Source organism: Mycobacterium sp. HUMS_12744610 (genome assembly GCF_041206865.1).
GTDB classification, from domain to species: Bacteria; Actinomycetota; Actinomycetes; order Mycobacteriales; family Mycobacteriaceae; genus Mycobacterium; species Mycobacterium servetii.
The window spans coordinates 4,190,540-4,214,315 of record NZ_JBGEDP010000001.1 but is presented as its reverse complement, the minus strand read 5'-3'; the positions used below and the strand labels follow the sequence as shown (position 1 = coordinate 4,214,315).

Sequence of the window (23,776 nt, the reverse complement as noted above, 5' to 3'; positions counted from 1 at the left end):
TCTTTGCGCCGCTACCGGTCGATAGCCTGAGAATCGGCACTCCCAAGGGAAGGAACCGACGATCCGGTGTCGAGGCAACCCAGAGCCGCGCGGACTGACGTCGCGCTGGTGGGCGCGGGCATCATGAGCGCCACGCTGGGCGCGTTGCTGCGCCGGCTGGAACCGGACTGGTCGATCACCCTGATCGAGCGGCTGGACGCCGTCGCCGGCGAGAGCAGCAATCCCTGGAACAACGCCGGCACCGGGCATTCGGCGCTGTGCGAGCTCAACTACACCCCCCAGCGCCCGGACGGGTCGATCGACATCGGCAAGGCGGTGCACGTCAACGAGCAATTCCAGGTGACCCGCCAATTCTGGGCCTACGCCGTCACGAAGGGGATAGTGCCCGATCGCGGCTTCCTCAACCCGATTCCGCACGCGAGCTTCGTCCGCGGCGCGCAGCGCGTCGACTACCTGCGGCGGCGGCGGCGGGCGCTGGCCGGAAACCCCCTGTTCGCCGGCACCGAACTGATCGAGGACCCCGACGAGTTCGCGCGCCGGCTGCCCCTGATGGCCGCCGGGCGGGACTTCTCCGAGCCTTTCGCGCTGAACTGGGCGCCCCACGGCACCGACGTCGACTTCGGTGAGTTGTCCCGCCAGCTCGTCGGCTTCTGCGTGCGCCACGGGACCACCGCGCTGTTCGGTCACGAGGTGCGCGGCCTCGCGCGCCAGGGCGACGGCAGCTGGACGCTGCTCGTCGGCAATCGCCGGACCGGTCAAAGGCGCAGGCTCAACGCGAAATTCGTCTTCGTCGGCGCCGGCGGCGATGCGCTGCCGCTGCTGCAGAGATCGGGCATCAGGGAGGTCAGGGGGTTCGCCGGGTTCCCGATCGGGGGTCGCTTCCTGCGCGCCGCCAGGCCGGCGCTCACCGCCGCGCACCGGGCCAAGGTGTACGGTGTCCCGGCGCCGGGCGCCCCGCCGCTGGGCGCGCTGCACCTGGACCTGCGGCTGGTCAACGGCAGGGCATGGCTGGTGTTCGGCCCGTACGCCGGCTGGTCGCCGAAGTTCTTGAAGCACGGGCATTTCAGCGATCTTCCCCGCTCGGTGAAGCCGGACAACCTGCTGTCGATGCTCGGCGTCGGTGTCACCGAGCTGGCCCTGCTGAACTACCTGATCGGCCAGCTGCGACTGACCGCCCCCGGCCGGGTGCGCATGTTGCGGGAATTCGTGCCCGGCGCAAAGGATTCGGACTGGGAGCTGACCGTGGCCGGTCAGCGGGTGCAGGTGATCCGGCGGGACCGGCGCAGGGGTGGGGCCCTGGACTTCGGCACGACCCTGCTGAGCGACGCGGACGGCACGATCGCCGGGCTGCTCGGGGGCTCGCCGGGGGCGTCGACCGCCGTGCCGATCGCGCTCGACGTGCTGCGGCGGTGCTTTGCCGACCGGTACCAAACCTGGCTTCCCACCCTCAAGGAGATGGTTCCGTCCCTGGGCGTGAAGCTTTCCGACGAGCCGGCGCTGTTCGACGAGGTGTGGTCGTGGGGCAGCAAGGCCTTACGGCTGGAGGTTGCATGAGGATGGGTCGCGCCGGCGACGATGCAGAGCGAAGCGATGAGGAGGAGTGGCGCTGATGAGTCGCGCCGGCGACGATGCAGAGCGAAGCGATGAGGAGGAGTGGCGCTGATGAGTCGCGCCGGCGACGATGCAGAGCGAAGCGATGAGGAGGAGTGGCGCTGATGAGTCGCGCCGGCGACGATGCAGAGCGAAGCGATGAGGAGGAGTGGCGCTGATGAGTCGCGCCGGCGACGATGCAGAGCGAAGCGATGAGGAGGAGTGGCGCTGATGAGTCGCGCCGGCGACGATGCAGAGCGAAGCGATGAGGAGGAGTGGCGCTGATGAGTGAGCCGCTGCGTCGCGCCTGGTCGCAGGACCTCGACACCCAAACCCTCTACGAGCTGCTCAAGCTGAGGGTCGAGGTGTTCGTCGTCGAACAGGCCTGCCCCTACCCGGAGTTGGACGGTCGCGACCTGCTCGCCGAAACCCGGCACTTCTGGCTGGAATCGCCCGACGGCGAAGTCATCTGCACCCTGCGGCTGATGGAGGAGCACGCCGGGGGCACCAAGGCGTTCCGCATCGGCCGGCTGTGCACCAAACGCAGTGTGCGGGGTCAGGGCCACACCACCCGGCTGCTGCGCGCCGCGCTGGCCGAGGTCGGCGACTACCCGTGCCGGATCAACGCGCAGACGTATCTGGCCGACATGTATGCACAGCACGGGTTCGTCCGCGACGGTGAGGATTTCGTCGACGACGGGGTGCCGCATGTGCCGATGCTGCGGCCCGGTTCCGGTCTGGCCGAGCTGCCGTGAAGCCCTATCCCTTCAGCGCGATCGTCGGGCACGACCAGTTGCGGCTCGCCCTGCTGCTGTGCGCCGTGCGCCCGGACATCGGCGGGGCGCTCATCCGGGGCGAAAAGGGGACGGCCAAGTCGACCGCCGTGCGCGGCCTTGCCGTGCTGCTGTCCGCCGCGACCGGCGGTGCCGGCCTGGTCGAGATGCCGCTGGGCGCAACCGAAGACCGGGTGATCGGTTCGCTGGACCTGCAGCGGGTGCTGCGTGAGGGTGAGCACGCCTTCTCGCCGGGCCTGCTGGCGCGCGCCCACGGTGGCGTCCTCTACGTCGACGAGGTCAACCTGCTGCACGATCACCTGGTCGACGTGCTGCTCGACGCCGCGGCGATGGGCCGGGTGCACGTCGAACGCGACGGCATCTCCCATTCGCACGAGGCGCGGTTCGTGCTGATCGGCACGATGAACCCCGAGGAGGGCGAGCTGCGTCCGCAACTGCTGGACCGGTTCGGTCTGACCGTCGACGTGCACGCCTCCCGCGATGTCGACGTCCGCGTGCAGGTGATCCGGCAGCGGATGGCCTACGAGGCCGATCCCGACGCCTTCGCCGAGCGCTACGCCGACGCCGACGCCGAACTGGCCCGGCGGATCGCGGCCGCGCGCTCCCTGGTCGGCGACGTGGTGTTGCCGGACAACGAGTTACGGCGCATCGCGGCGCTGTGTGCCGCGTTCGACGTCGACGGCATGCGGGCCGACCTCGTGCTGGCCCGCACCGCGGTCGCCCACGCCGCCTGGCGCGGCGCGGCCACCGTCGAGGAACAGGACATCCGGGTCGCGGCCGAGTTGGCGTTGCCGCACCGGCGCCGCCGCGACCCGTTCGACGACCCGGGCATCGAGCGCGAGCAACTCGACGCAGCGCTGGCGCAGGCCGGTGGCGGCGATCCCGAGCCGGACCCCGACCCGCCCGGCGGAGGTGCCTGCAACACTCCCGAGAATGCTGCGCCACAACAGGATTCGCGATCGCAGCCGTCGCGTCCGCAGCCGCCGCGGCCCAGCGCGCCGCCGTCGCAGACCTTCAGGACCCGCGCGCTACGGATTCCGGGCGTCGGCGCCGGTGCGCCCGGGCGGCGATCGCGCGCCCGCAACGCCACCGGCGGCGTGATCGGGGCGACCGAGGCCGGCGACACCGGCTCCGGGGCGCGCGGTCTGCACCTGTTCGCCACGCTGCTGTCGGCCGCCGGGCACGGCGGCGGGGGACCGCTGCGCCCACGGCCCGACGACGTCCGCCTGGCCATCCGCGAAGGGCGCGAGGGCAATCTGGTGGTCTTTGTCGTCGACGCGTCCGGTTCGATGGCCGCACGGGACCGCATGGCCGCCGTCGGCGGCGCCGCGCTGTCCCTGCTGCGCGACGCCTACCAGCGCCGCGACAAGGTCGCGGTCATCACGTTCCGCCAGCGGGAGGCCAGGCTGGTGCTCCCGCCGACGTCGTCGGCGCACATCGCCGGACGGCGGCTGGCCCGGTTCGACACCGGCGGCAAGACCCCGCTGGCCGAGGGCCTGCTGGCCGCGCGCGAGCTGATCGTCCGGGAGCGCGTGCGCGACCGAACCCGGCGCGCGCTGGTCGTGGTGCTCACCGATGGGCGGGCCACGGGTGGGCCGGACCCGTTGGGCCGCACCCGCATCGCGGCGACCCGGCTGGCCGCCGAGGGTGCGGCCGCGGTGGTCGTGGACTGCGAGACGTCGTATGTGCGGCTGGGTTTGGCCGGGCAGCTGGCCCGCCAACTCGGCGCGCCGGCCGTGCGGCTCGAGCAGTTGCACGCCGACCATTTGACGCGGGCCGTGCGCGGCGCCGCCTGAACCGCCGGAAGGTACGCGCCACATGCCCCAGGGAACGCCCCTGCAAGTCCCCGACGACGGCCTGACCACGCGGGCCCGCCGCAACACCCCCGTGCTGGCGGTGCACACCGGCGCGGGCAAGGGAAAGTCCACCGCGGCGTTCGGGATGGCGCTGCGGGCGTGGAACGCCGGGCTGGACGTCGCCGTCTTCCAGTTCGTCAAGAGCGCCAAGTGGAAAGTGGGCGAGGAGGAGGCCTTTGCGCGGCTCGGCGAGCTGCACGAGACCCACGGGATGGGCGGCGCCGTCGAGTGGCACAAGATGGGAGCGGGCTGGTCCTGGACGCGCAAGCGGGGCAGCGAGGTCGACCACGCCGCCGCGGCGGCCGACGGATGGGCCGAGATCGCCCGGCGGCTGGCCGCCGGGCGGCACGACTTCTACGTGCTCGACGAGTTCACCTACCCGCTCAAGTGGGGCTGGATCGACGTCGACGGCGTGGTCGAGGCGCTGCGGGGCCGGCCCGGTTGTCAGCACGTGGTGATCACCGGGCGCGACGCCCCGCCGCGGCTGGTCGAGGCCGCCGACCTGGTCACCGAGATGGCCAAGGTCAAGCACCCGATGGACGCGGGGCGCAAGGGCCAGAAGGGCATCGAGTGGTGAGCCCGCGCCCCTTTCCCCGCGAGCGTGCGCGTCTGCACGCCGACACGCCGCGCAGCGCGGCATTCTGCGCACGCTCGCGGGCCGATCCGTGACCCCGGTCCCGGCCGTCGTCATCGCCGCGCCCGCATCGGGCAGCGGAAAGACGACCGTGGCGACGGGTTTGATGGGCGCCCTGCGGCGAAACGGGCATCGCGTCGCCCCGTTCAAAATCGGCCCGGACTTCATCGACCCCGGCTATCACGGCCTGGCCGCCGGCCGGCCCGGCCGCAACCTGGATCCGGTGCTGGTCGGGGAGCGGCTGATCGGGCCCCTGTACGCCCACGGCGCCGCCGGGGCGGACGTCGCCGTGGTCGAGGGCGTGATGGGCCTGTTCGACGGGCGGATCGGGTCCGGCGCGACGACGCCGGCGGCCGGATCCACCGCCCACGTCGCCGGGCTGTTGGGCGCCCCGGTGGTCCTGGTGGTCGACGCGCGCGGCCAGAGCCACAGCATCGCGGCCCTGCTGCATGGGTTCGCGACGTTCGACACCGCGACCCGGGTCGCCGGGGTGATCCTCAACCGCGTCGGGTCGCCCCGGCACGAGCAGGTGCTGCGCCAGGGCTGCGCGCAGGCCGGCGTGCCGGTGTTCGGGGCGATTCCGCGCACCGCCGAACTGGAGGTGCCGACGAGGTATCTGGGTTTGGTCACCGCCGTCGAGCACGGCCGGCGCGCGCAGGCCGCGGTCGAGGCGATGACCGGCCTGGTCGCCCGCCACGTCGATTTGGCGGCCGTCGTGGCGGCCGCCCGCAGCCGCCCCGAGGGCCCGGTGTGGAATCCCGCGACGGCGGTGGCGGAGACGGGCGTCGAGCCCGCCGGGGCCGCCACCGTCGCGATGGCGGCGGGCAAGGCGTTCAGCTTCAGCTACACCGAGCACGCCGAACTGCTGCGCGCCGCCGGCGCCGAGGTCGCGGAGTTCGACCCGCTCGTCGACCCGCTGCCCGAAGGCACCGGCGCGGTGGTGCTGCCCGGCGGCTTTCCCGAACAGTTCACCGCCGAACTGTCCGCCAACGACCTCGTGCGCCGCCAGATCCGCGAGCTGGCCGGCGCCGGCGCGCCGGTGCACGCGGAATGCGCCGGGCTGATCTATCTGACCTCCGAGCTCGACGGGCACCCCATGTGCGGGGTGCTGGGCGGGTCGGCCCGGTTCACGCCGCGCCTCACCCTGGCGTACCGCGACGCCGTCGCGGCGGCCGATTCGCCCCTCTACCGTGCGGGCCGGCAGCTGGTCGGGCACGAATTCCACCGCACCGCGGTCACCTACGACCGCGACTACCCGCCGGCGTGGGCATACGGCGGCGACGGCGGGGACAGCTTGCGGGACGGCGCCGTGCACGCCGGCGTCCACGCGTCCTACCTGCACACCCATCCGGCCGCAGCGCCGGACGCGATGGTGCGCTTCGTCACCCACGCCGCCCGCCGCGCCCGGCTTCGCCGCGTCGGCGGTCGCCACTAGGCTTGCCGGGTGACCGAGACCGAGAACCCTTACCTGGTCGGATTGCGGCTGACCGGCAAGAAGGTCGTCGTGGTCGGCGGCGGGTCTGTCGCGCAGCGCCGGTTGCCCCTGCTCATCGCCAGCGGGGCGGACGTGCACGTCGTCTCCCGCGCCGCCACCCCCGCCGTCGAGTCGATGAGTGGTATCACGTTGTCCCTGCGCGATTACCGCGACGGGGATCTCGACGGCGCGTGGTACGCGATCGCGGCCACCGACGACCCGGAGGTCAACGCCGCCGTCGTCGCCGAGGCCGAGCGCCGTCAGACCTTCTGCGTCCGCGCCGATGTCGCGGTCGAGGGGACCGCGGTCACGCCGGCGTCCTTCAGCTACGCGGGACTGTCCGTCGGCGTCCTCGCCGGCGGGGAGCACCGCCGGTCCGCGGCGATCCGATCGGCGCTTCGCGAGGCGTTGCAGCAGGGCGTCATCACGGCCGAGAGCTCCGATGTCGTGCGCGGCGGCGTGGCGCTGGTCGGCGGCGGCCCGGGGGACCCCGAACTGATCACGGTGCGCGGCCGCCGGCTGCTCGCCCAGGCCGACGTGGTGGTCGCCGACCGGCTGGCGCCGCCGGAACTGCTCGCCGAGTTGTCGCCGCACGTGGAGGTCATCGACGCCGCCAAGATCCCCTACGGGCGGGCCATGGCCCAGGACGCGATCAACGACGTGATGGTCGAACGGGCGCGGGCCGGCAAATTCGTGGTCCGCCTCAAGGGCGGGGACCCCTTCGTGTTCGCGCGCGGCTACGAGGAGGTGCTCGCGTGCGCCGACGCCGGGATCCCGGTGACGGTGGTGCCGGGTGTGACAAGTGCCATAGGCGTGCCCGCGCTGGCGGGCGTCCCGGTCACCCATCGCGCGATAAATCACGAGTTTGTGGTTGTCAGCGGCCATCTGCCGCCCGGGCACCCCGAATCGTTAGTGAATTGGAACGCTTTGGCCGCATTGACCGGCACCATCGTTTTGCTGATGGCGGTCGAGCGCATCGAACTCTTCGTCGACGCCCTGCTAAAAGGCGGTCGACCTGCGGATACGCCCGTCCTCGTCGTCCAGCACGGGACGACGGCGGCTCAGCAGACGTTGCGGGCCAGCCTCGCCGACACGCCAGAGAAAATCCGCGCCGAGGGCGTCCGACCTCCCGCGATCGTCGTTATCGGGGCCGTCGCCGCCTTCGGGGCTTTAAACGATTCTTAAGATTACTGTAAGGTAACCCATTATGACGGCTCTCAACGACTCCGAGCGAGCGGTCCGGAATTGGACATCCGCACGCCCCGATCGGCCGGCCCCGGCGTCCGCGACGCGTCCGGCAGAGACCGCCCCCACGCGCATCGGCAGGTATTACCCGACGTGGCTGCCATCCCGCCGCTTCATCGCGGCCGTCATCGCGATCGGCGGCATGCAGTTGCTGGCGACCATGGACAGCACCGTGGCCATCGTCGCGCTGCCCAAGATCCAGAACGAGCTCAGCCTGTCCGACGCCGGCCGTAGCTGGGTGATCACCGCCTACGTGCTCACCTTCGGCGGCCTGATGTTGCTCGGCGGGCGTCTCGGCGACACCATCGGGCGCAAGCGCACCTTCATCGTCGGCGTCGCGTTGTTCACCATCTCCTCCGTCCTGTGCGCCGTAGCCTGGGACGACGCGACGCTGGTCATCGCGCGGCTCTCCCAGGGCGTGGGGTCGGCGATCGCGTCGCCGACCGGTCTGGCGCTGGTGGCCACGACCTTCCCCAAGGGGCCGGCGCGCAACTTCGCCACCGCGGTGTTCGCCGCGATGACCGCGGTCGGGTCGGTGATGGGCCTGGTGGTCGGCGGGGCGCTGACCGAGCTGTCGTGGCGGCTGGCGTTTTTGGTGAACGTGCCGATCGGGCTGGTGATGATCTACCTGGCCCGCACCGCGCTGCGCGAGACCAACAGGGAGCGGATGAAGCTCGACGCGGCGGGGGCCATGCTGGCCACCCTGGCGTGCACGGCCGCCGTCTTCGCCTTCTCGATGGGCCCGGAGAAGGGCTGGATCTCGATCACCACCCTCGGTTCCGGCGCGGTGGCGATGGCCGCCGCTCTGGCGTTCGTCATCGTCGAGCGCACCGCCGAGAACCCCGTCGTCCCGTTCCGGCTTTTCCGCGACCGCAACCGGTTGGTCACCTTCACCGCGATCTTCCTGGCCGGCGGCGTCATGTTCACCCTCACGGTGCTGATCGGCCTCTACGTGCAGGACATCCTGGGCTACAGCGCGCTGCGCGCGGGCGTCGGCTTCATCCCGTTCGTGATCGCGATGGGCATCGGCCTGGGCGTCTCCTCCCAGCTGGTTTCGCGGTTCTCACCGCGGATCGTGACGATCGCCGGCGGCTACCTGCTGTTCCTCGCCATGCTGTACGGCTGGTGGTTCATGCACCGCGGCGCACCCTATTTCCCCAACCTGGTCATGCCGATCGTCATCGGCGGGATCGGCATCGGCATGGCCGTCGTCCCGCTGACCCTGTCGGCTATCGCCGGCGTGGGCTTCGACCCGGTATCGGCGATGACCCTGATGCTGCAGAGCCTGGGCGGGCCGCTGGTCCTGGCGGTCATCCAGGCCGTGATCACCTCGCGCACGCTGTATCTGGGCGGCTCCACCGGCCCCGTCAAATTCATGAACGACGCCCAGTTGCGGGCGCTCGACCACGGCTACACCTATGGTCTGCTGTGGGTGGCCGGAGCCTCCATCATCGTCGGCGCGGCCGCGCTGTTCATCGGCTACACCCCTGAGCAGGTCGCCCACGCGCAGGAGGTCAAGGAAGCGATGGACGCCGGAGAGCTCTAGCGCCCCGCGTCGCCGCCGGCCCTCCCACGCACACTAGGCTGGCGGCCTGTGATCACCCGGATGTCCGAGCTGTTCCTGCGCACCCTGCGTGATGATCCCGCCGATGCCGAAGTCCCGAGCCACAGGCTGCTGATCCGCGCCGGATACGTGCGGCCCGTCGCGCCCGGGCTGTACAGCTGGCTGCCGCTGGGACTGCGGGTGCTGCGCAACATCGAACGCGTCGTCCGCGAGGAGATGAACGCGATCGGCGGGCAGGAGATCCTGTTCCCGGCGCTGCTGCCACGCACGCCGTACGAGACGACGAACCGCTGGACCGAGTACGGCGACAGCGTGTTCCGGCTGCAGGACCGCCGCGGCCACGACTACCTGCTGGGCCCGACCCACGAGGAGCTGTTCACCCTCACCGTCAAGGGCGAATACAACTCCTACAAAGACCTGCCGCTGGTGCTCTACCAGATCCAGAACAAGTACCGGGACGAGGCGCGACCGCGGGCCGGCATCCTGCGCGTCCGGGAGTTCCTGATGAAGGACTCCTACTCCTTCGACGTCGACGACGCCGGGCTCGAGGCCGCCTACCGCGCGCATCGGGAGGCCTACCAGCGCATCTTCGCCCGGCTGCGGGTGCGCTACGTCATCGTGTCCGCGACCTCGGGAGCGATGGGCGGCAGCGCCTCCGAGGAGTTCCTGGCCGAGAGCCCGGTCGGCGAGGACACCTTCGTGCGGTGCCTGGAGTCCGGTTACGCGGCCAACGTCGAGGCCGTGATCACCCCCCGGCCCGAGCCGCCTCCCGCCGACGTCGTGGCCGGCCTGCCCGAGGCGCAGGTCCACGACACCGGCGACACCCCGACCATCGCGAGCCTGGTGGAGTGGGCCAACAACGCCGGCCTCGGCCGCACCGTCACCGCGGCCGATACGCTGAAGAACGTCTTGCTCAAGGTTCGCGAGCCCGGCGGCGACTGGGAGCTGCTGGCCATCGGGCTGCCCGGCGACCGCGAGGTCGACGAAAAGCGGCTGGGCGCGGCCCTCGAGCCCGCCGAGCACGCACTGCTCGACGACACCGATTTCGCCCGGTACCCGTTCCTGGTGAAGGGTTATATAGGACCGAAGGGTTTGTGCGAGAACAAGGTTCGCTACCTGGTCGATCCGCGGGTGGTCGAGGGCACCAGCTGGATCACCGGGGCCGACGAGCCCGGGCGCCATGTCGTGGGCCTGGTGGCCGGCCGGGACTTCACCGCCGACGGCACCATCGAGGCCGCCGAGGTGCGCGACGGCGACCCGTCGCCCGACGGGGCCGGACCGCTGGTCTCCGCGCGGGGCATCGAAATCGGGCACATCTTCCAACTCGGCCGCAAATACACCGATGCCTTCGCCCTCGACGTGCTCGGCGAGGACGGCAGGCCCGTGCGGGTGACGATGGGTTCCTACGGCATCGGGGTGTCGCGGCTGGTCGCCGTCATCGCCGAGCAGCACCACGACGAGCTGGGGTTGCGCTGGCCGTCGGCGGTGTCGCCCTTCGACGTCCACCTGGTGATCGCCAACAAAGACGAAGCGGCCCGGGCCGGGGCCACCGCGCTGGCCGCCGAGCTCGATCGGCTGGGCGTGGAGGTGCTGCTCGACGACCGAACGGCATCCCCCGGCGTGAAGTTCAAGGACGCCGAGTTGCTGGGGGTGCCGCGGGTCGTCGTCGTCGGGCGGGGCTGGGGAGACGGCGTGGTCGAGCTGCGCGACCGCTTCACGGGGCAGACCCGCGAGCTGGCGGCCAAAGAATCGCTGGCCGGCGAGATCGCAGCGGTACTGAGCTCCTGAAGCCGCGGGCGGGAGCTATTCGTCCCCGCCCGGGAAGGCCGTCGTGATGGGCCAGGCGTTGAGCACCCGGTTCCACCTGGAGGCCATCACCGCGCTCTGCGTCAGGGCCGTGGAGGCGAACGCGCGGTCGTCCGCCGTCTCGGCGCGCTCGACGACCACACGCCACGCGGTCGCGCAGTCGCTCTCCATCCGCACCGCCAGGCGGGCCGCATCCGCCGGGCTGGCCACCACCATGGGCAACTGGTAGCCGGCCGCGGGGACCGGAGCGTTGACCTTACGCGCATCGAGCATCGCGATGACGTCGTCGCGGCGCTGGCGATGCTCGGTCAGGCCGTCCACCACCAGATTGTTGACGCCGGGAGGCGATAGCGCCGAGACGATGCCGTAGCCGTAGATGGTGGAGTGTTCGACGGCGAGAGCGTCGCACAGAGCCGCGTCGTCGCCGTTCTTGGCGGTGGGGTCGGCGGGGGCGCGCTTCGGCGTCGTCACGGCGTCGGCCCCGCGGGTGCCAGGGCGACCGAGTAACTCGCGGTGCAGCTCGCGGCGATGGACGCGAGCAGCCCGGCCCGGTAGCCCGACGAGGTGGCCACCAGGCGCCCGGCGGTCTCGGCGGACGTGCGGAGCGACTCGACCACGTCGGACAGCGGGGGCGGCGGGGGGGGCGCCGCCTCGCCGGTCGGGCTGGGGCTGGTGGTCTCGCTCGTCGTGCTCGAGGGCGCACCCAACTTGGCGGAGGCCCGCCAGATCTCCGTGGACAGGGCGCGCGCGTGCGCGGCGCGCTGGGTGGCGACCACGGACAGCGCCGCGGCGACCTGCGGCGGGTTGCCGACGGCGGCCGCGGCCGCGGCGGCGAGCGCACTGTCGTGGCGCGCCTGGTCCAACGGTCCCAGCAATTCTTCGACGGCGGGGGGCTTGGGTTTGGGCTGGCCGCAGGCGGACACCGCCACACCCAGCGCGGCCAGGGCCGCGCCGCCGGCAAGCACGCCCCGCCTGTTGGTCACGGGTGATGCGCTAGGCACAGCAATATCCTGCCATTGGCACGAGGCTAACCGGTGTCAGGACCTTGACCAGGCGATCACGCCACCATCGGCGATCCCTGGCGTATCGTTGAGACACGGTTCTCGGGGAACGGCGGCCGTCACCGTTCCACCGCGCCACTCGCCAGTCGACCGGACAACTCAAGATGAGGAGCTCGCCGTGACCACCGGGCTACCTTCGCAGACGCAGGTGATCGAGCTGCTCGGTGGGGAGTTCGCGCGCGCAGGCTTCGAGATCGAGGATGTGGTCATCGACACCCGGGCGCGCCCGCCGCGGATCACGGTGGTCGCCGACGGCGACACCGCGCCGGACCTCGACACGATAGCGGCCCTGTCGCGTTCGGCGTCGGCGTTGCTGGACGGCCTGGACAACGCGGGGGACCGCTATGTGCTCGAGGTCAGTTCGCCCGGGGTCGAGCGCCCGCTGACCAGCGCCAAACACTTTCGCCGCGCCCGCGGCCGCAAGGTCGAGGCGACGTTGTCCGACGGCTCCCGGCTCACCGGCCGGGTCGGCGAGACCTGCGAGGACGCCGTCGCGCTGGTGGTGCGTGACGGCCGCAGCCTGACGGTCCGCGAGATCCCCCTCGCCGAGATCGTGAACGCGGTGGTGCAGGTGGAGTTCTCCCCGCCGAGCCGGGCCGAGCTGGACCTGGCCGTGAAGGATCTGGCCGGGACGGATCGGGCCCGCAGGACGGAGGCCGAAGCATGAACCGCGCCGGCGACGATGCAGAGCTGAGCGATGAAGAGGAGCGGCGCTGATGAACATCGACATGGCGGCGCTGCATGCCATCGAGGTGGACCGGGGCATCTCGGTCACCGAGCTGCTCGAGACGATCAAATCGGCGCTGCTCACCGCCTATCGGCACACCCAGGGCCACCAGAACGACGCCCGCATCGAGATCGACCGCAAAACCGGTGTCGTGCGGGTGATGGCCCGCGAGACCGACGAGGACGGCAACGTCATCAGCGAGTGGGACGACACCCCCGAGGGTTTCGGCCGCATCGCGGCCACCACCGCGCGGCAGGTCATGCTGCAGCGTTTCCGCGACGCCGAGAACGAACGCACCTACGGCGAGTTCTCCACCAGGGAGGGCGAGATCGTCGCCGGCGTGATCCAGCGCGACAGCCGGGCCAATGCTCGCGGGCTGGTGGTGGTGCGGATAGGCACCGAGACCAAGGCGTCCGAGGGGGTGATTCCGGCCGCGGAGCAGGTCCCGGGGGAGAGCTACGAGCACGGCGATCGGGTGCGGTGTTACGTGGTCGGCGTGACCCGCGGGTCGCGCGAGCCGCTGATCACGCTGTCGCGGACGCACCCCAACCTGGTACGCAAGCTGTTCTCCCTGGAGGTGCCCGAGATCGCCGACGGGTCGGTGGAGATCGTGGCGGTCGCCCGGGAGGCCGGCCATCGCTCCAAGATCGCGGTGCGGTCGAACGTTCCCGGCCTGAACGCCAAGGGCGCGTGCATCGGCCCGATGGGGCAGCGGGTCCGCAACGTGATGAGCGAGCTGTCCGGGGAGAAGATCGACATCATCGACTACGACGAGGACCCGGCCCGTTTCGTCGCCAACGCGCTGTCCCCGGCGAAGGTCGTCTCGGTGTCGATCATCGACCAGGCCGCCCGCGCCGCCCGCGTGGTGGTGCCCGACTTCCAGCTGTCGCTGGCCATCGGCAAGGAGGGGCAGAACGCGCGGCTGGCCGCCCGGCTCACCGGATGGCGCATCGACATCCGCGGGGATTCGCCGGCGCACGCCGAGGACCAACCCGGTCCGGGTGCCAGCCGGGCGATCGGACATTCGGGCTAGGCCGCCCGGAGGCGAAGGTCACGGTACGGCTGTGGGTGGTTCTGACCACGGGTTGGGTGACGCTAGACTGAGCCGTGATCCAGCGCAAGCCTTCGGCCCCCGAAGCCAGCTGGGCGCACAGAAGTACCGATGGACCGGTGCGGACGTGCGTCGGGTGCCGAAAGCGAGAGTTGGCCGTCGACCTGCTTCGAGTGGTGGCTGTGTCCACGGGGAACGGTTCCTACGCCGTGACCGTTGACGCGGGCAATAGCCTGCCGGGCCGGGGTGCGTGGCTGCATCCCGACCCGCAGTGCATCCAACAGGCGGTGCGGCGGCGAGCTTTCACCAGATCGCTGCGCATCGCCGGTTCACCGGATACCACCGCGGTGGTCGAGTACTCCAATGCACTCGGCCCCCCGGCAAACAGAACAGGTAGCAAGAACATGAGCACACCGTGAAGTCCCGATGACCATGCGTCATAGCTAAACCCGAGGCGCCGGCCTACGACTGTCGCGCCTCATAGACAGGAGATGTAGTGGCAGGTAAGGCCCGCGTACACGAGTTGGCCAAGGAACTCGGTGTCACCAGCAAGGAAGTTCTCGCCCGGCTGAACGAACAGGGCGAATTCGTCAAATCCGCGTCGTCGACCGTGGAGGCGCCGGTTGCCCGCCGGCTCCGGGAGTCCTTCGGCGGCGGGAAGCCGGCCCCCGACAAGGGCGCGGCCAAGGCGCCCGCCAAGGGCCCCGACAAATCGCTCGACCAGGCCCTCGACAAGGCGATCAGCAAGTCCGTCGGCAACGGCGCGGCCGCACCGGCGCCCGCCAGGCCGGAGGTCCCCGCGGCCCAGGCGCCGCAGGCCCCGCCCGCCGCAACCCCGCGGCCGGCGGCGCCGACCCCCGGACGCCCGCCGGCCCCGGCGCCCAAGCCGTCGGCGCCCGGACAGCAACCCGGCCAGTCGGGGCCGCACCCCGGTGGTGCGACGCCGGGGCCGCGCCCCGGGCCCGCGCCCAAGCCCGGCGTGCGCACCCCGCGCGTCGGCAACAACCCGTTCTCCTCGGCCCAGCCCGTCGACCGGCCCATCCCGCGTCCGGTGGCGCCCCGCCCCGGGGCGCCCCGGCCCGGAGCGCCCCGGCCGGGTGCTTCGCCCGGCAACATGCCCCCGCGTCCCGGCGGGGCCGCCGGTGGGCCCCGCCCGCCGCGGACCGGCGCACCCCGGCCCGGAGGCGCTCGCCCCGGGGGCGGCCGCTCTGACGGTGGCGGCGGCAACTACCGCGGCGGTGGCGCGGGCGGTGGCGTCGGTGCCGCACCCGGCGCCGGCGGCGGTTTCCGCGGCCGTCCGGGTGGTGGCGGCGGTGGCGGCCGTCCGGGCCAGCGCGGCGGCGCGGCCGGCGCGTTCGGCCGTCCCGGTGGCGCACCCCGGCGCGGCCGCAAGTCCAAGCGGGCGAAACGCGCCGAGTACGAGAACATGCAGGCGCCGGTCGTCGGCGGTGTGCGGCTGCCGCACGGCAACGGCGAGACGATCCGGCTGGCCCGCGGCGCGTCGCTGTCCGACTTCGCCGAGAAGATCGACGCCAACCCGGCCGCGCTGGTGCAGGCGCTGTTCAACCTCGGTGAGATGGTGACGGCCACGCAGTCGGTGGGCGACGAGACGCTCGAGCTGCTGGGCAGCGAGATGAACTACAACGTTCAGGTCGTCAGTCCCGAGGACGAGGACCGCGAGCTGCTGGAGTCCTTCGACCTGACCTACGGCGAGGACGAGGGTGGCGAGGAGGACCTGCAGGTCCGGCCCCCCGTGGTCACCGTCATGGGCCACGTCGACCACGGTAAGACGCGGCTGCTGGACACGATCCGGCAGGCCAACGTCCGCGAGGGCGAGGCCGGCGGCATCACGCAGCACATCGGCGCCTACCAGGTGACGGTCGAGCACGACGGCGTGGAGCGGCCGATCACCTTCATCGACACCCCGGGCCACGAGGCGTTCACCGCCATGCGGGCCCGCGGCGCCAAGGCCACCGACATCGCGATCGTGGTGGTGGCCGCCGACGACGGCGTCATGCCGCAGACGGTGGAGGCCATCAACCACGCGCAGGCCGCCGACGTGCCGATCGTGGTGGCGGTCAACAAGATCGACGTCGAGGGCGCCGACCCGGCCAAGATTCGCGGGCAGCTCACCGAATACGGTTTGGTGGCTGAGGAATTCGGCGGCGAGACGATGTTCGTCGACATCTCGGCCAAGCAGGGCACCAACATCGAGCAGTTGCTCGAGGCGGTGTTGCTGACCGCCGACGCCGCCCTGGACCTGCGGGCCAACCCCGAGATGGAGGCCCAGGGCGTGGCGATCGAGGCGCACCTGGACCGCGGTCGGGGGCCGGTGGCCACGGTGCTGGTGCAACGCGGCACGCTGCGCGTCGGCGACTCGGTGGTCGCCGGCGACGCCTACGGCCGGGTCCGCCGCATGGTCGACGAGCACGGCGAGGACGTCGAGGAGGCGCTGCCGTCGCGTCCGGTGCAGGTCATCGGCTTCACGTCGGTGCCCGGCGCCGGGGACAACTTCCTGGTCGTCGACGAGGACCGCATCGCCCGCCAGATCGCCGACCGGCGCAGCGCGCGTAAGCGCAACGCCCTGGCCGCGCGCTCCCGCAAGCGGATCAGCCTGGAGGACCTGGACTCGGCGCTGAAGGAAACCAGCCAGCTGAACCTGATCCTCAAGGGCGACAACGCCGGTACCGTCGAGGCGCTGGAAGAGGCCCTGATGGGGATTCAGGTGGACGACGAGGTGGCGCTGCGCGTCATCGACCGCGGCGTCGGTGGCATCACCGAGACCAACGTCAACCTGGCGTCGGCCTCGGACGCGGTGATCATCGGGTTCAACGTGCGCGCCGAGGGCAAGGCGACCGAGCTCGCCAACCGCGAGGGTGTGGAGATCCGCTACTACTCGGTGATCTACCAGGCGATCGACGAGATCGAGAAGGCCCTGCGCGGCATGCTCAAGCCGATCTACGAGGAGAACGAGCTGGGCCGCGCGGAGATTCGCGCGATCTTCCGGTCCTCCAAGGTGGGCATCATCGCGGGCTGCATGATCAGCTCCGGGGTGGTTCGCCGCAACGCCAAGGCCCGCCTGTTGCGCGACAACGTCGTGGTCACCGAGAACCTCACGATCAACTCGCTGCGCCGGGAGAAGGACGACGTGACCGAGGTCCGCGAGGGCTTCGAGTGCGGTATGACGCTCGGCTATTCCGACATCAAGGAAGGCGACATCATCGAGTCCTACGAGCTGGTGCAGAAGGAACGGACCTGACCACCACCGACGATGCAGAACGTAGTGATGAGGAGAGGGCGGTGAAGTCATAATGGCGGACCCCGCACGGGCGCGCCGCCTGGCCAAACGGATCAACACGATCGTCGCCTCGGCGATCGAGTTCGAGATCAAGGACCCGGGGCTGGCCGGGGTGACGATCGTCGACACGAAGGTGACGGCGGACCTGCACGACGCGACCGTGTTCTACACCGTGATGGGACCCACCCTCGATGACGAGCCGGACTACGACGCCGCCGCGGCCGCGCTGGAACGGGCCAGGGGCGCTGCGTACCAAGGTCGGGGCGGGCACCGGGGTGCGTTTCACCCCCACGCTGACGTTCGCCCGGGACACCACGTCGGACACCGTGCAGCGGATGGACGAGTTGCTCGCCCGCGCCCGTGCCGCGGACGCCGATCTGGCGCGGGTCCGGGTGGGGGCCAAGCCCGCCGGCGAGGCCGATCCCTATCGCGACACCGGGTCGGGTGACGGCGCGGCCGCCGAGGACAGCGGTGAGGGCGATCGATCCCGGGACTGAGGTCGTCGTTGCCCCGTGCGTGGACGCGCGGGGCCGTTCCGTGGACGCGCTCGGCGCGGCCGGGCTGCTGGCGGATGCAGCGGCGATCGCGGTGATCTCCCACGTCCATCCGGACGCCGACACTCTCGGCGCCGGGCTGGCGCTGGCGCTGGCGCTGGATGCGCGCGGCAAGCGCGTCGAGGTCAGCTTCGCCGCGCCGGCCACGCTACCGGAGTCGCTGGCGTCGCTGCCCGGATGCCACCTGCTGGTCGCCCCCGACGCGATGCGAGCCGACGCTGACCTGGCCGTGACCGTCGACGTCCCGAGCGCCAAGAGGCTGGGCGGGTTGTGCGGGCTGGCCACGTCGGCCCCTCAGCTGCTGGTCATCGACCACCACGCCTCCAACGAGATGTTCGGCACCGCGAATTTCGTCGACCAGTCGGCGGATTCCACGACGATGATGGTCGCCGACCTGTTCGACGCGTGGGGCCAACCGATCGACCGGGACATCGCGCACTGCATCTACGCCGGGCTGACCACCGACACCGGGTCGTTCCGCTGGGCCAGCGCCCGCGCGCTGCGGCTGGCGGCCCGGCTGGTGGAGGCTGGGGTGGACAACGCCACTATCAGCCGGACGCTGATGGACACCCATCCGTTCGTGTGGCTGCCGCTGCTGTCGCGGGTGCTGGGCTCGGCGCGGTTGCTGCCCGACGCGGTCGGCGGCCGGGGGCTGGTGTATGCGGTCGTCGAGAACAGGGATTGGGTGTGCTCGCGGGCCGAGGAGGTCGAGAGCATCATCGACATCGTGCGCACCACGCAGCAGGCCGAGGTGGCGGCGGTCTTCAAGGAGGTCGAGCCGCGGCAGTGGTCGGTGTCGATGCGGTCCAAGGACGTGGATCTGGTCGCGGTCGCGTCCGGCTTCGGCGGCGGCGGTCACCGGTTGGCGGCCGGCTACTCGGTCGCGGGCCCGATCGACGATGTGGTGGCGTCGCTGCGTGCCGCCCTCGGCTGAGGACCGGCCCGGCTAGAACGCCCAGCTGCCGGAGCGCTGCAGAACGAACCCGTGGTCTCCGCTGGTGGCGTCCAGGCAGGCGACGAGGTTGTCGCCGCCCACGGCGCACGTCACGTTCAGGTACGACACCTTCTGGCCCAGGCCCAGCAGTTTGCCGTTCGAGGGCAGCGAGGCAGGGTTGCCGTCGCAGCCGCCGTAGGACATGCGGCTCAACTCGTAGCCGGGCCCTTTGAAGGTCACGGCTCCTACCACGCAGTCGCCCGGCCGGGGATGGCCGCCGCCGGGGAAGGGGACGTCGCTCATTCCCGGCATGTCGCCGGTGCACTTGATGTCCTGTGAGGGGCGCGGCGCGGGCGCCGGGCCGCCGTAGAAGTCGCATACCAGGTTGTTCGGGGTGGAGAAACTTATCCGGGGGGACGTGTGGGGGCCGGCCGCGGTGAGGTAGCCGTCCGCGGGGACCGCGCTGAAATCGTCGAGGTTGGGAAATCCGGGCGGGGGCTGGGCGCCCGCCCGCGGTGCGGCCGCCCCGATCGCGAAGACCATCGCGGTGGCCGCCACCAGCGCCAGCACGCCGGGCGCCCGCGCGGTGAGATCGACGACAGCACGCACCGATGCCTCCTGCGCTCCCGAACCTTTGGTTGTTGGGATCGTATTGGCTTTTGTGTCCCCTGGCGATCACCGGCCGCCGCGGCTAGCGCACCTGGGCGCGCCCGCGCTGCAGCACCGCCTCGCGGTTGGCGGCGATGTCCTCGCCGGTGGTCCGGTATTGCCTGGCCGCCATGGCTTCCAGCCACAGGCCCGGGCTGGTCTGGTCCTCGTCGATCCGGTGGTAGGACGCCAGCAACGCCCGCACCGCGCCCTGGTTGTTGCCGACGATGGACGCCGCCACGGCCCGGGCGGTGCTCAGCAGCTGCTCGTGCGGCACCACCTCGGTCACCAGCCCGGCGCGCAGCGCGTCGGCGGCTGACAGGTAGTCACCGGTCATGCTCATGCGCCGGGCCACTCCGACGCCCACCTTCTGCGGCAACCGCACGCTCAGCCCCCACGTGGGGAGCAGGCCGACGCGGGCGTGCGTGTCGGCGAAGCGCGCGCGCTCCGAGGCGATCAGGATGTCGCAGTACAGCGCCAGCTCCAGCCCACCGGTGACCGCGGCACCGTTGATCGCCCCGATCACCGGTTTGGTCATCGACGGCCACCGCGGCGAGATGTCGGGAAGCGCCGACCGCTCGCCGAGCTCCTTGAGGTCCAGACCCGCGCAGAAGACGGGGTCGGCCCCGGTCACGATGACGACGTCGACGTCGTCATCGGTTTCGGCGGCGGCCAGGGCCTCGAAGAAGCGGTCCCGCAAGGCCGAGGACAGCGCGTTGCGCGACTGCGGCCGGTTGAGGGTCAGGGTGCGGATTCGGTCTTCGGTGCCGGTCAGCAGGATGTCGTCGGTCATGCGATCACCGTAGTCAGTGGCTTCCGGCGGCGACCGCGCACACCCTGCCGACCAGTAAACTGACACGATGACCAGAAAGATGACCGCTACCGAGGTGAAGGCCAAGATCCTTGCGTTGCTTGACGAAGTGGCGGTAGGCGGGGAAATCGAGATCACAAAACACGGCCGAGCGATAGCCCGTCTAGTACCAGCGCCCGGGTCCCATGCTCTCAAAGGTCGGTTGTCGGGAGTGGCGATGACGGCCGCCGACGAAGACCAACTCTTCACCACCGGGGCATCCTGGAACGCCTCATGACAACGGTGTTGCTCGACTCGCACGTGATCCATTGGTGGTCAGCCGAACCGGGCCGCCTCAGCAAGGTAGCCAGCCGGGCTGTCGAAGAGGCCGACGAACTTGCGGTCGCCGCGATCACATGGTTCGAGCTGGCTTGGCTCGCCGAGCACGAACGCATCCAGCTGACGATTCCCATGCGTTCGTGGCTTCAGTTGCTCGCCGAGCATGTCCGCACTGCCAGCATCACCCCATCGGTCGCCGCCACCGCGGTGTCGCTCCCGTCGTCGTTTCCCGGCGATCCGGCCGACCGCCTGATCTACGCCACCGCCGTCGAACATGGCTGGCGCCTGGTGACCAAAGACCGTCGGCTGCGCAGCCATCGGCATCCGCGCCCGGTCACGGTTTGGTAGGCGCAGGCCGCGCCTATCGTTGAAGACATGAGCCGGAACATCACCGAACTGCGCGGTTTACAGCCGGCGGCCACGGCCGAAGAGATCGCGGCGGCGGCGGGTCAGTACGTGCCCACCGTTGCGTCGGCCCGAGGTGGTCGTCCGACTGGCCGGCGCGAGATGACCTCCACCGCGACGATGCCCGCGCTCAAGGAATGGAGCGCGGTCGTGCATGCGCTGCTGGACGGTCGGCAGCGGGTGCTGCTGCGCAAGGGCGGCATCGGGGAGAAACGGTTCGAGCTGGCGGCCCGGGAGTTCCTGCTGTTCCCCACGGTCGCGCACAGCCACGCCGAGCGCGTCCGCCCCGAGCACCGCGACCTGCTGCAACCCGCGGCCGCCGACAGCACCGACGATCACCTCGTGGTGCGAGCTGCAGCGAAAGTTGTTGCCGCACAAGAGGTCAACCGGCCCGACGGGCTCGCGGCGATCGAGGACCTGCACATCTGGACCGCGGAGTCGGTGCGCGCCGACCGGCTCGACTTCCGGCCGAAACACAAGCTGGCGGTGCTGGTGGTGTCGGTGGTCCCGTTGTCCGAGCCGGTGCGGATCGCCCGCGACCCCGGCTACGGGGGGTGCACCAGCTGGGTGGAGCTTCCGCTGAGGCCGGCGCTGGGGGCGCCGGTTGACGACGAAGCCGCGCTAACCGAGGTCGCCCGCCGGGTCCGCGACGCGGTCGGCTGACACGTCGGGCGGACCCACCGGCAGCAGCAGCCGGGAACGCCCGTAGCGCACCGCGTGGGTCGCCGGCTCGGACCGCCGACCGGTCAGCACCGGTTCGCCGGTGCCCAGGTTGCGCGCATAGCGCGGGAACCAGCCGCCGGCGAGCAGGACGCGGATGCGGGAGCCGGCCCGGAAGCGGTGGGCGATCGCGTCGAGTTCGACGCGGACCGGGCCGGCCGCCGCGCCCGTGGCGTCCAGCCGCCGGTAGCCCTCGCTGACGTTGCGGGACCGGCCTTTGGCGTCCACCTCGCTGACCCGCACGAACAGGTCCACGTGCGGGTTGTCCGAGGTGTGTGCCAGCTCGGCCACCGGGTTCCCGTACACGCACAGGTCGTGGGTGAGGGTGGCGCTGGTGAAGGCCAGCACGTCGTCGCGGGCCGCCAGCCGGCTGTCGTCGCGGTAGCCGGCGCCCGGCGAGAGCAGCGGACCGCCGACGGTGGGCGTCGGGTCGGTGGGGTCGTAGTGGAACGTCGCCGGGGGCACCTCCGTCAGGTCCGCCGGTGTCGTCTCGCCCAGGTGGCCGCCCGGTCGCAGGTAGAGCGCGCGTTCGGCGGTGGCCGGCGGCCAGTGGGCAAGGGTGCGCCAGCCCTGGCCGGTGACGCAGACGCGGACGGGACCGGGCCGCCGCGACGCCGGCGCGCTGCCCAGGTGGGCGTCGAGCCAGTCCAGGGATTCCCGCAGGTTGGTGGCCAGCCCCTTGGTGAGCAGCTGGGTGTGCGCCCACGGCCCGACCGTCAGCGCGACGTCGACGCCCCGGTCGCGCAGGCGCGCGTACTGCTGCAGGGTCTGCCGCAGGAAGATGTCCTGCCAGCCGCCCACCAGCAGCACCGGTACGCGCACGCGGTCCAGCGCCTCGGCGAACCGCAGCCCATTCCAGAACGGATCCTTCGGGTCGGTGTGTTCGACCCACGATTCGAACCACGGAGCGCCCTCGCCCAGCAGGGTCCGCGCCCCGGCTTCCATCGGCAGCGCGGCGGCCGCCTGCGCGACCTTGTGGCGGGCCCGGATCTGGCGGATCGCGGTCCGGACGCGCTGGGGGTCCTCCTGGTGGGCGACCAGATCGCTCCAGCCCAGAAAGTCGTTGACGGTGAACGCGCCGGTGTCCCAGACCGCGGCGTTGAAATCGTGGGGGCCGGCGGTGATGACGGCCGCGGCCAGTTCGGGCGGTGGATCCTGCAGGAGCGCCCACTGGGTGAAACCCAGATACGACACGCCGACGGTGGCGAAGCTGCCGGTGAACCACGACTGCTCACGCAGCCAGGCGGCCGTGTCGGCGCCGTCGGCGGCCTCGTTGACCATCGGCTCGAACGCGCCGCCCGACCCGAACGTGCCGCGCACGCTCTGCAGCACGACGTGGTAGCCCCGGGCGGCGTAGGGCCGGCCGAACGCGATGGAGAACGGGAACTTCCGCCCATAGGGCCCGCGCACCAGCAGGGTTCCCGCCGGGGCTGCGGTCAGCGGGGCGTAGTGGTCGGCCACCAGCCGCGCCCCGTCGCGCATCGGGATCTCGACGCGGTTCACGGTGTAGTCCGTGCTCGCGCGAGGCAGACCCAGCAGCCGGCTCAGGGCGCGCTCGCCGGCCTGCCGGGTCAGGGTGCGCAGGGTGGGCCGGGCGCGGCGGGCCGCTGTGGTACTCACCGTGCTCAGGCTAGGCCCAGGAGGGCCGGATTAGAACTTGTAGTACGGGGCGAGGTCGTTGGCGCGTTGCAGGTTGGTCGCCATGCAGTCGACGTCGGGGTCGGAGTACACGGTCGAGTAGAACAGCGCCTGCTGGAGCAGCCCGTAGCTGGTCTTGAGCACGATCATGCAGGACCGGTACCAGAAGTCGTTGTGATAGGTCGGCTTCATCACCCAGTACTGCGCGGCGCGGTGGCCCGCGATCGTGGTCTCGACCGCGTCGGGGGGCAGCGTCTGCGCATAGGTGCGCCAGATGATGGGCTCCACGGCCAGCTGGTAGTTGCCCGCATCGAAGTGGCAGCGCAGGCCGTCCTCGTGTTCGGGCGGGGTGAATGCCAGGCCCAGCCGTTGCAGGGCGTCGAACGGGATGTCCTCGCAGGCGTCGAACGGCCGCGGGTCGGTGGTCGCCAGGATCGGGCTCTTCATCGTCGTTTCCAGCGGCTGCCCCGTCGACCGCAGCTCCACGGGCCCCGCGCGGCCCGGCGCGACCGGTGCGGGGGCGCCCTGCCAGCCCAGCGCGCCCATAAGGACCGCTGCGAACAGTGCCCCCAGTGCCCCCATCAGACGCACGTTGGCGAACACGTCACCCCCTGATGCCCTCGGCGGTCCCTTGCCCGGGAGTGTACA

General features: G+C 71.4%; 22 protein-coding genes and 1 pseudogene. 17 read left to right on the top strand and 6 right to left on the bottom strand.

Annotated features, from left to right (window positions below):
* Positions 1-66 precede the first annotated feature (66 nt).
* The 8 genes from mqo to AB8998_RS20180 all read left to right on the top strand — a co-directional run bounded on the left by mqo (position 67) and on the right by AB8998_RS20180 (position 10,945).
* On the top strand, positions 67-1,554 hold the full coding sequence (mqo, locus tag AB8998_RS20215; RefSeq protein ID WP_369739479.1) for a malate dehydrogenase (quinone): 1,488 nt from the start codon (positions 67-69) through the stop codon (positions 1,552-1,554).
* A gap of 320 nt (positions 1,555-1,874) precedes the next feature.
* Entirely contained in the window at positions 1,875-2,345 is a 471-nt protein-coding gene (locus tag AB8998_RS20210) for a GNAT family N-acetyltransferase (protein WP_369739478.1), read from the top strand.
* On the top strand, positions 2,342-4,180 hold the full coding sequence (locus AB8998_RS20205; protein ID WP_369739477.1) for a magnesium chelatase subunit D family protein: 1,839 nt from the start codon (positions 2,342-2,344) through the stop codon (positions 4,178-4,180). Before AB8998_RS20210 ends, AB8998_RS20205 begins: the two co-directional genes overlap by 4 nt.
* Positions 4,181-4,202: 22 nt before the next feature.
* Entirely contained in the window at positions 4,203-4,817 is a 615-nt protein-coding gene (gene cobO / locus AB8998_RS20200) for a cob(I)yrinic acid a,c-diamide adenosyltransferase (protein WP_369739476.1), read from the top strand.
* An 88-nt stretch (positions 4,818-4,905) separates the two neighbouring features.
* Positions 4,906-6,309 (top strand): cobyrinic acid a,c-diamide synthase CobB, encoded by a 1,404-nt coding sequence (locus tag AB8998_RS20195; RefSeq protein WP_369739475.1) that lies wholly within the window; start codon positions 4,906-4,908, stop codon positions 6,307-6,309.
* Between the two features lie 9 nt (positions 6,310-6,318).
* Complete coding sequence (gene cobA / locus AB8998_RS20190; RefSeq protein ID WP_369739473.1) at positions 6,319-7,533, top strand: uroporphyrinogen-III C-methyltransferase; 1,215 nt, start codon at positions 6,319-6,321, stop codon at positions 7,531-7,533.
* 22 nt (positions 7,534-7,555) lie between these two features.
* Entirely contained in the window at positions 7,556-9,139 is a 1,584-nt protein-coding gene (locus AB8998_RS20185; protein ID WP_369739472.1) for an MFS transporter, read from the top strand.
* A gap of 48 nt (positions 9,140-9,187) precedes the next feature.
* A complete protein-coding gene (locus AB8998_RS20180; protein WP_369739471.1) occupies positions 9,188-10,945 on the top strand; it encodes a proline--tRNA ligase in 1,758 nt (585 codons plus the stop codon).
* A 15-nt stretch (positions 10,946-10,960) separates the two neighbouring features.
* Here the strand turns inward: AB8998_RS20180 and AB8998_RS20175 are convergent, their stop codons facing one another.
* Together AB8998_RS20175 and AB8998_RS20170 are read right to left on the bottom strand one after the other, a co-directional pair.
* Positions 10,961-11,434, bottom strand: a complete 474-nt coding sequence (locus AB8998_RS20175; protein ID WP_369739470.1) for a ferritin-like domain-containing protein — start codon at positions 11,432-11,434, stop codon at positions 10,961-10,963.
* Positions 11,431-11,964 carry a hypothetical protein gene (locus AB8998_RS20170; protein WP_369739469.1) on the bottom strand — a complete coding sequence of 178 codons (534 nt, stop codon included), beginning with the start codon at positions 11,962-11,964 and terminating at the stop codon, positions 11,431-11,433. The genes AB8998_RS20175 and AB8998_RS20170 overlap by 4 nt, the downstream gene beginning before the upstream one ends.
* 178 nt (positions 11,965-12,142) lie before the next feature.
* On the opposite strand from AB8998_RS20170, the gene rimP reads away from it, so the two are divergent.
* The 6 genes and pseudogenes from rimP (at position 12,143) to AB8998_RS20140 (ending at position 18,588) form a co-directional block, all read left to right on the top strand.
* Positions 12,143-12,691 carry a ribosome maturation factor RimP gene (gene rimP / locus AB8998_RS20165; protein WP_369739468.1) on the top strand — a complete coding sequence of 183 codons (549 nt, stop codon included), beginning with the start codon at positions 12,143-12,145 and terminating at the stop codon, positions 12,689-12,691.
* 49 nt (positions 12,692-12,740) lie between these two features.
* A complete protein-coding gene (nusA, locus tag AB8998_RS20160) occupies positions 12,741-13,784 on the top strand; it encodes a transcription termination factor NusA (protein WP_369739467.1) in 1,044 nt (347 codons plus the stop codon).
* 74 nt (positions 13,785-13,858) lie between these two features.
* The gene (locus AB8998_RS20155) at positions 13,859-14,221 is read left to right on the top strand and encodes a YlxR family protein (protein WP_369739466.1); all 363 of its coding nucleotides are present in this window, start codon (positions 13,859-13,861) and stop codon (positions 14,219-14,221) included.
* A 77-nt stretch (positions 14,222-14,298) separates the two neighbouring features.
* The gene (gene infB, locus AB8998_RS20150; RefSeq protein WP_369739465.1) at positions 14,299-17,061 is read left to right on the top strand and encodes a translation initiation factor IF-2; all 2,763 of its coding nucleotides are present in this window, start codon (positions 14,299-14,301) and stop codon (positions 17,059-17,061) included.
* A gap of 52 nt (positions 17,062-17,113) precedes the next feature.
* A pseudogene (gene rbfA / locus AB8998_RS20145) lies at positions 17,114-17,597 on the top strand (30S ribosome-binding factor RbfA).
* Positions 17,572-18,588 carry a DHH family phosphoesterase gene (locus AB8998_RS20140; RefSeq protein ID WP_369739464.1) on the top strand — a complete coding sequence of 339 codons (1,017 nt, stop codon included), beginning with the start codon at positions 17,572-17,574 and terminating at the stop codon, positions 18,586-18,588. Before rbfA ends, AB8998_RS20140 begins: the two are co-directional and overlap by 26 nt.
* Positions 18,589-18,600: 12 nt before the next feature.
* Here the strand turns inward: AB8998_RS20140 and AB8998_RS20135 are convergent, their stop codons facing one another.
* Both AB8998_RS20135 and AB8998_RS20130 read right to left on the bottom strand, forming a co-directional pair.
* Complete coding sequence (locus tag AB8998_RS20135) at positions 18,601-19,197, bottom strand: hypothetical protein (RefSeq protein ID WP_369739463.1); 597 nt, start codon at positions 19,195-19,197, stop codon at positions 18,601-18,603.
* An 82-nt stretch (positions 19,198-19,279) separates the two neighbouring features.
* Positions 19,280-20,029, bottom strand: a complete 750-nt coding sequence (locus AB8998_RS20130; protein WP_369739462.1) for an enoyl-CoA hydratase — start codon at positions 20,027-20,029, stop codon at positions 19,280-19,282.
* Between the two features lie 79 nt (positions 20,030-20,108).
* Here AB8998_RS20130 and AB8998_RS20125 point away from each other — a divergent pair, with 79 nt between their 5' ends.
* Genes AB8998_RS20125 through AB8998_RS20115 form a run of 3 tightly spaced genes read left to right on the top strand, consistent with a single transcriptional unit; the run spans position 20,109 to position 21,433 of the window.
* Positions 20,109-20,324 carry a type II toxin-antitoxin system Phd/YefM family antitoxin gene (locus AB8998_RS20125; RefSeq protein WP_369741672.1) on the top strand — a complete coding sequence of 72 codons (216 nt, stop codon included), beginning with the start codon at positions 20,109-20,111 and terminating at the stop codon, positions 20,322-20,324.
* Positions 20,321-20,713, top strand: a complete 393-nt coding sequence (locus AB8998_RS20120; protein WP_369739461.1) for a type II toxin-antitoxin system VapC family toxin — start codon at positions 20,321-20,323, stop codon at positions 20,711-20,713. Before AB8998_RS20125 ends, AB8998_RS20120 begins: the two co-directional genes overlap by 4 nt.
* A 27-nt stretch (positions 20,714-20,740) precedes the next feature.
* Complete coding sequence (locus AB8998_RS20115) at positions 20,741-21,433, top strand: DUF1802 family protein (RefSeq protein WP_369739460.1); 693 nt, start codon at positions 20,741-20,743, stop codon at positions 21,431-21,433.
* Here AB8998_RS20115 and AB8998_RS20110 read toward each other — a convergent pair.
* Together AB8998_RS20110 and AB8998_RS20105 are read right to left on the bottom strand one after the other, a co-directional pair.
* The gene (locus tag AB8998_RS20110; protein ID WP_369739459.1) at positions 21,392-23,110 is read right to left on the bottom strand and encodes a CocE/NonD family hydrolase; all 1,719 of its coding nucleotides are present in this window, start codon (positions 23,108-23,110) and stop codon (positions 21,392-21,394) included. The two genes, AB8998_RS20115 and AB8998_RS20110, sit on opposite strands and share 42 nt — an antisense overlap.
* 30 nt (positions 23,111-23,140) lie before the next feature.
* The gene (locus tag AB8998_RS20105; protein WP_369739458.1) at positions 23,141-23,731 is read right to left on the bottom strand and encodes a DUF3558 domain-containing protein; all 591 of its coding nucleotides are present in this window, start codon (positions 23,729-23,731) and stop codon (positions 23,141-23,143) included.
* Between the last annotated feature and the right edge of the window lie 45 nt (positions 23,732-23,776).

Excerpts from the sequence above, each read along its gene's own strand:
- nusA (WP_369739467.1), top strand. The coding sequence starts at position 12,741 with ATGAACATCGACATGGCGGCGCTGCATGCCATCGAGGTGGACCGGGGC.
- cobO (WP_369739476.1), top strand. The coding sequence starts at position 4,203 with ATGCCCCAGGGAACGCCCCTGCAAGTCCCCGACGACGGCCTGACCACG.
- AB8998_RS20125 (WP_369741672.1), top strand. The coding sequence starts at position 20,109 with ATGACCGCTACCGAGGTGAAGGCCAAGATCCTTGCGTTGCTTGACGAA.
- AB8998_RS20120 (WP_369739461.1), top strand. The coding sequence starts at position 20,321 with ATGACAACGGTGTTGCTCGACTCGCACGTGATCCATTGGTGGTCAGCC.
- AB8998_RS20210 (WP_369739478.1), top strand. The coding sequence starts at position 1,875 with ATGAGTGAGCCGCTGCGTCGCGCCTGGTCGCAGGACCTCGACACCCAA.
- AB8998_RS20130 (WP_369739462.1), bottom strand. The coding sequence starts at position 20,029 with ATGACCGACGACATCCTGCTGACCGGCACCGAAGACCGAATCCGCACC.
- AB8998_RS20185 (WP_369739472.1), top strand. The coding sequence starts at position 7,556 with ATGACGGCTCTCAACGACTCCGAGCGAGCGGTCCGGAATTGGACATCC.
- AB8998_RS20115 (WP_369739460.1), top strand. The coding sequence starts at position 20,741 with ATGAGCCGGAACATCACCGAACTGCGCGGTTTACAGCCGGCGGCCACG.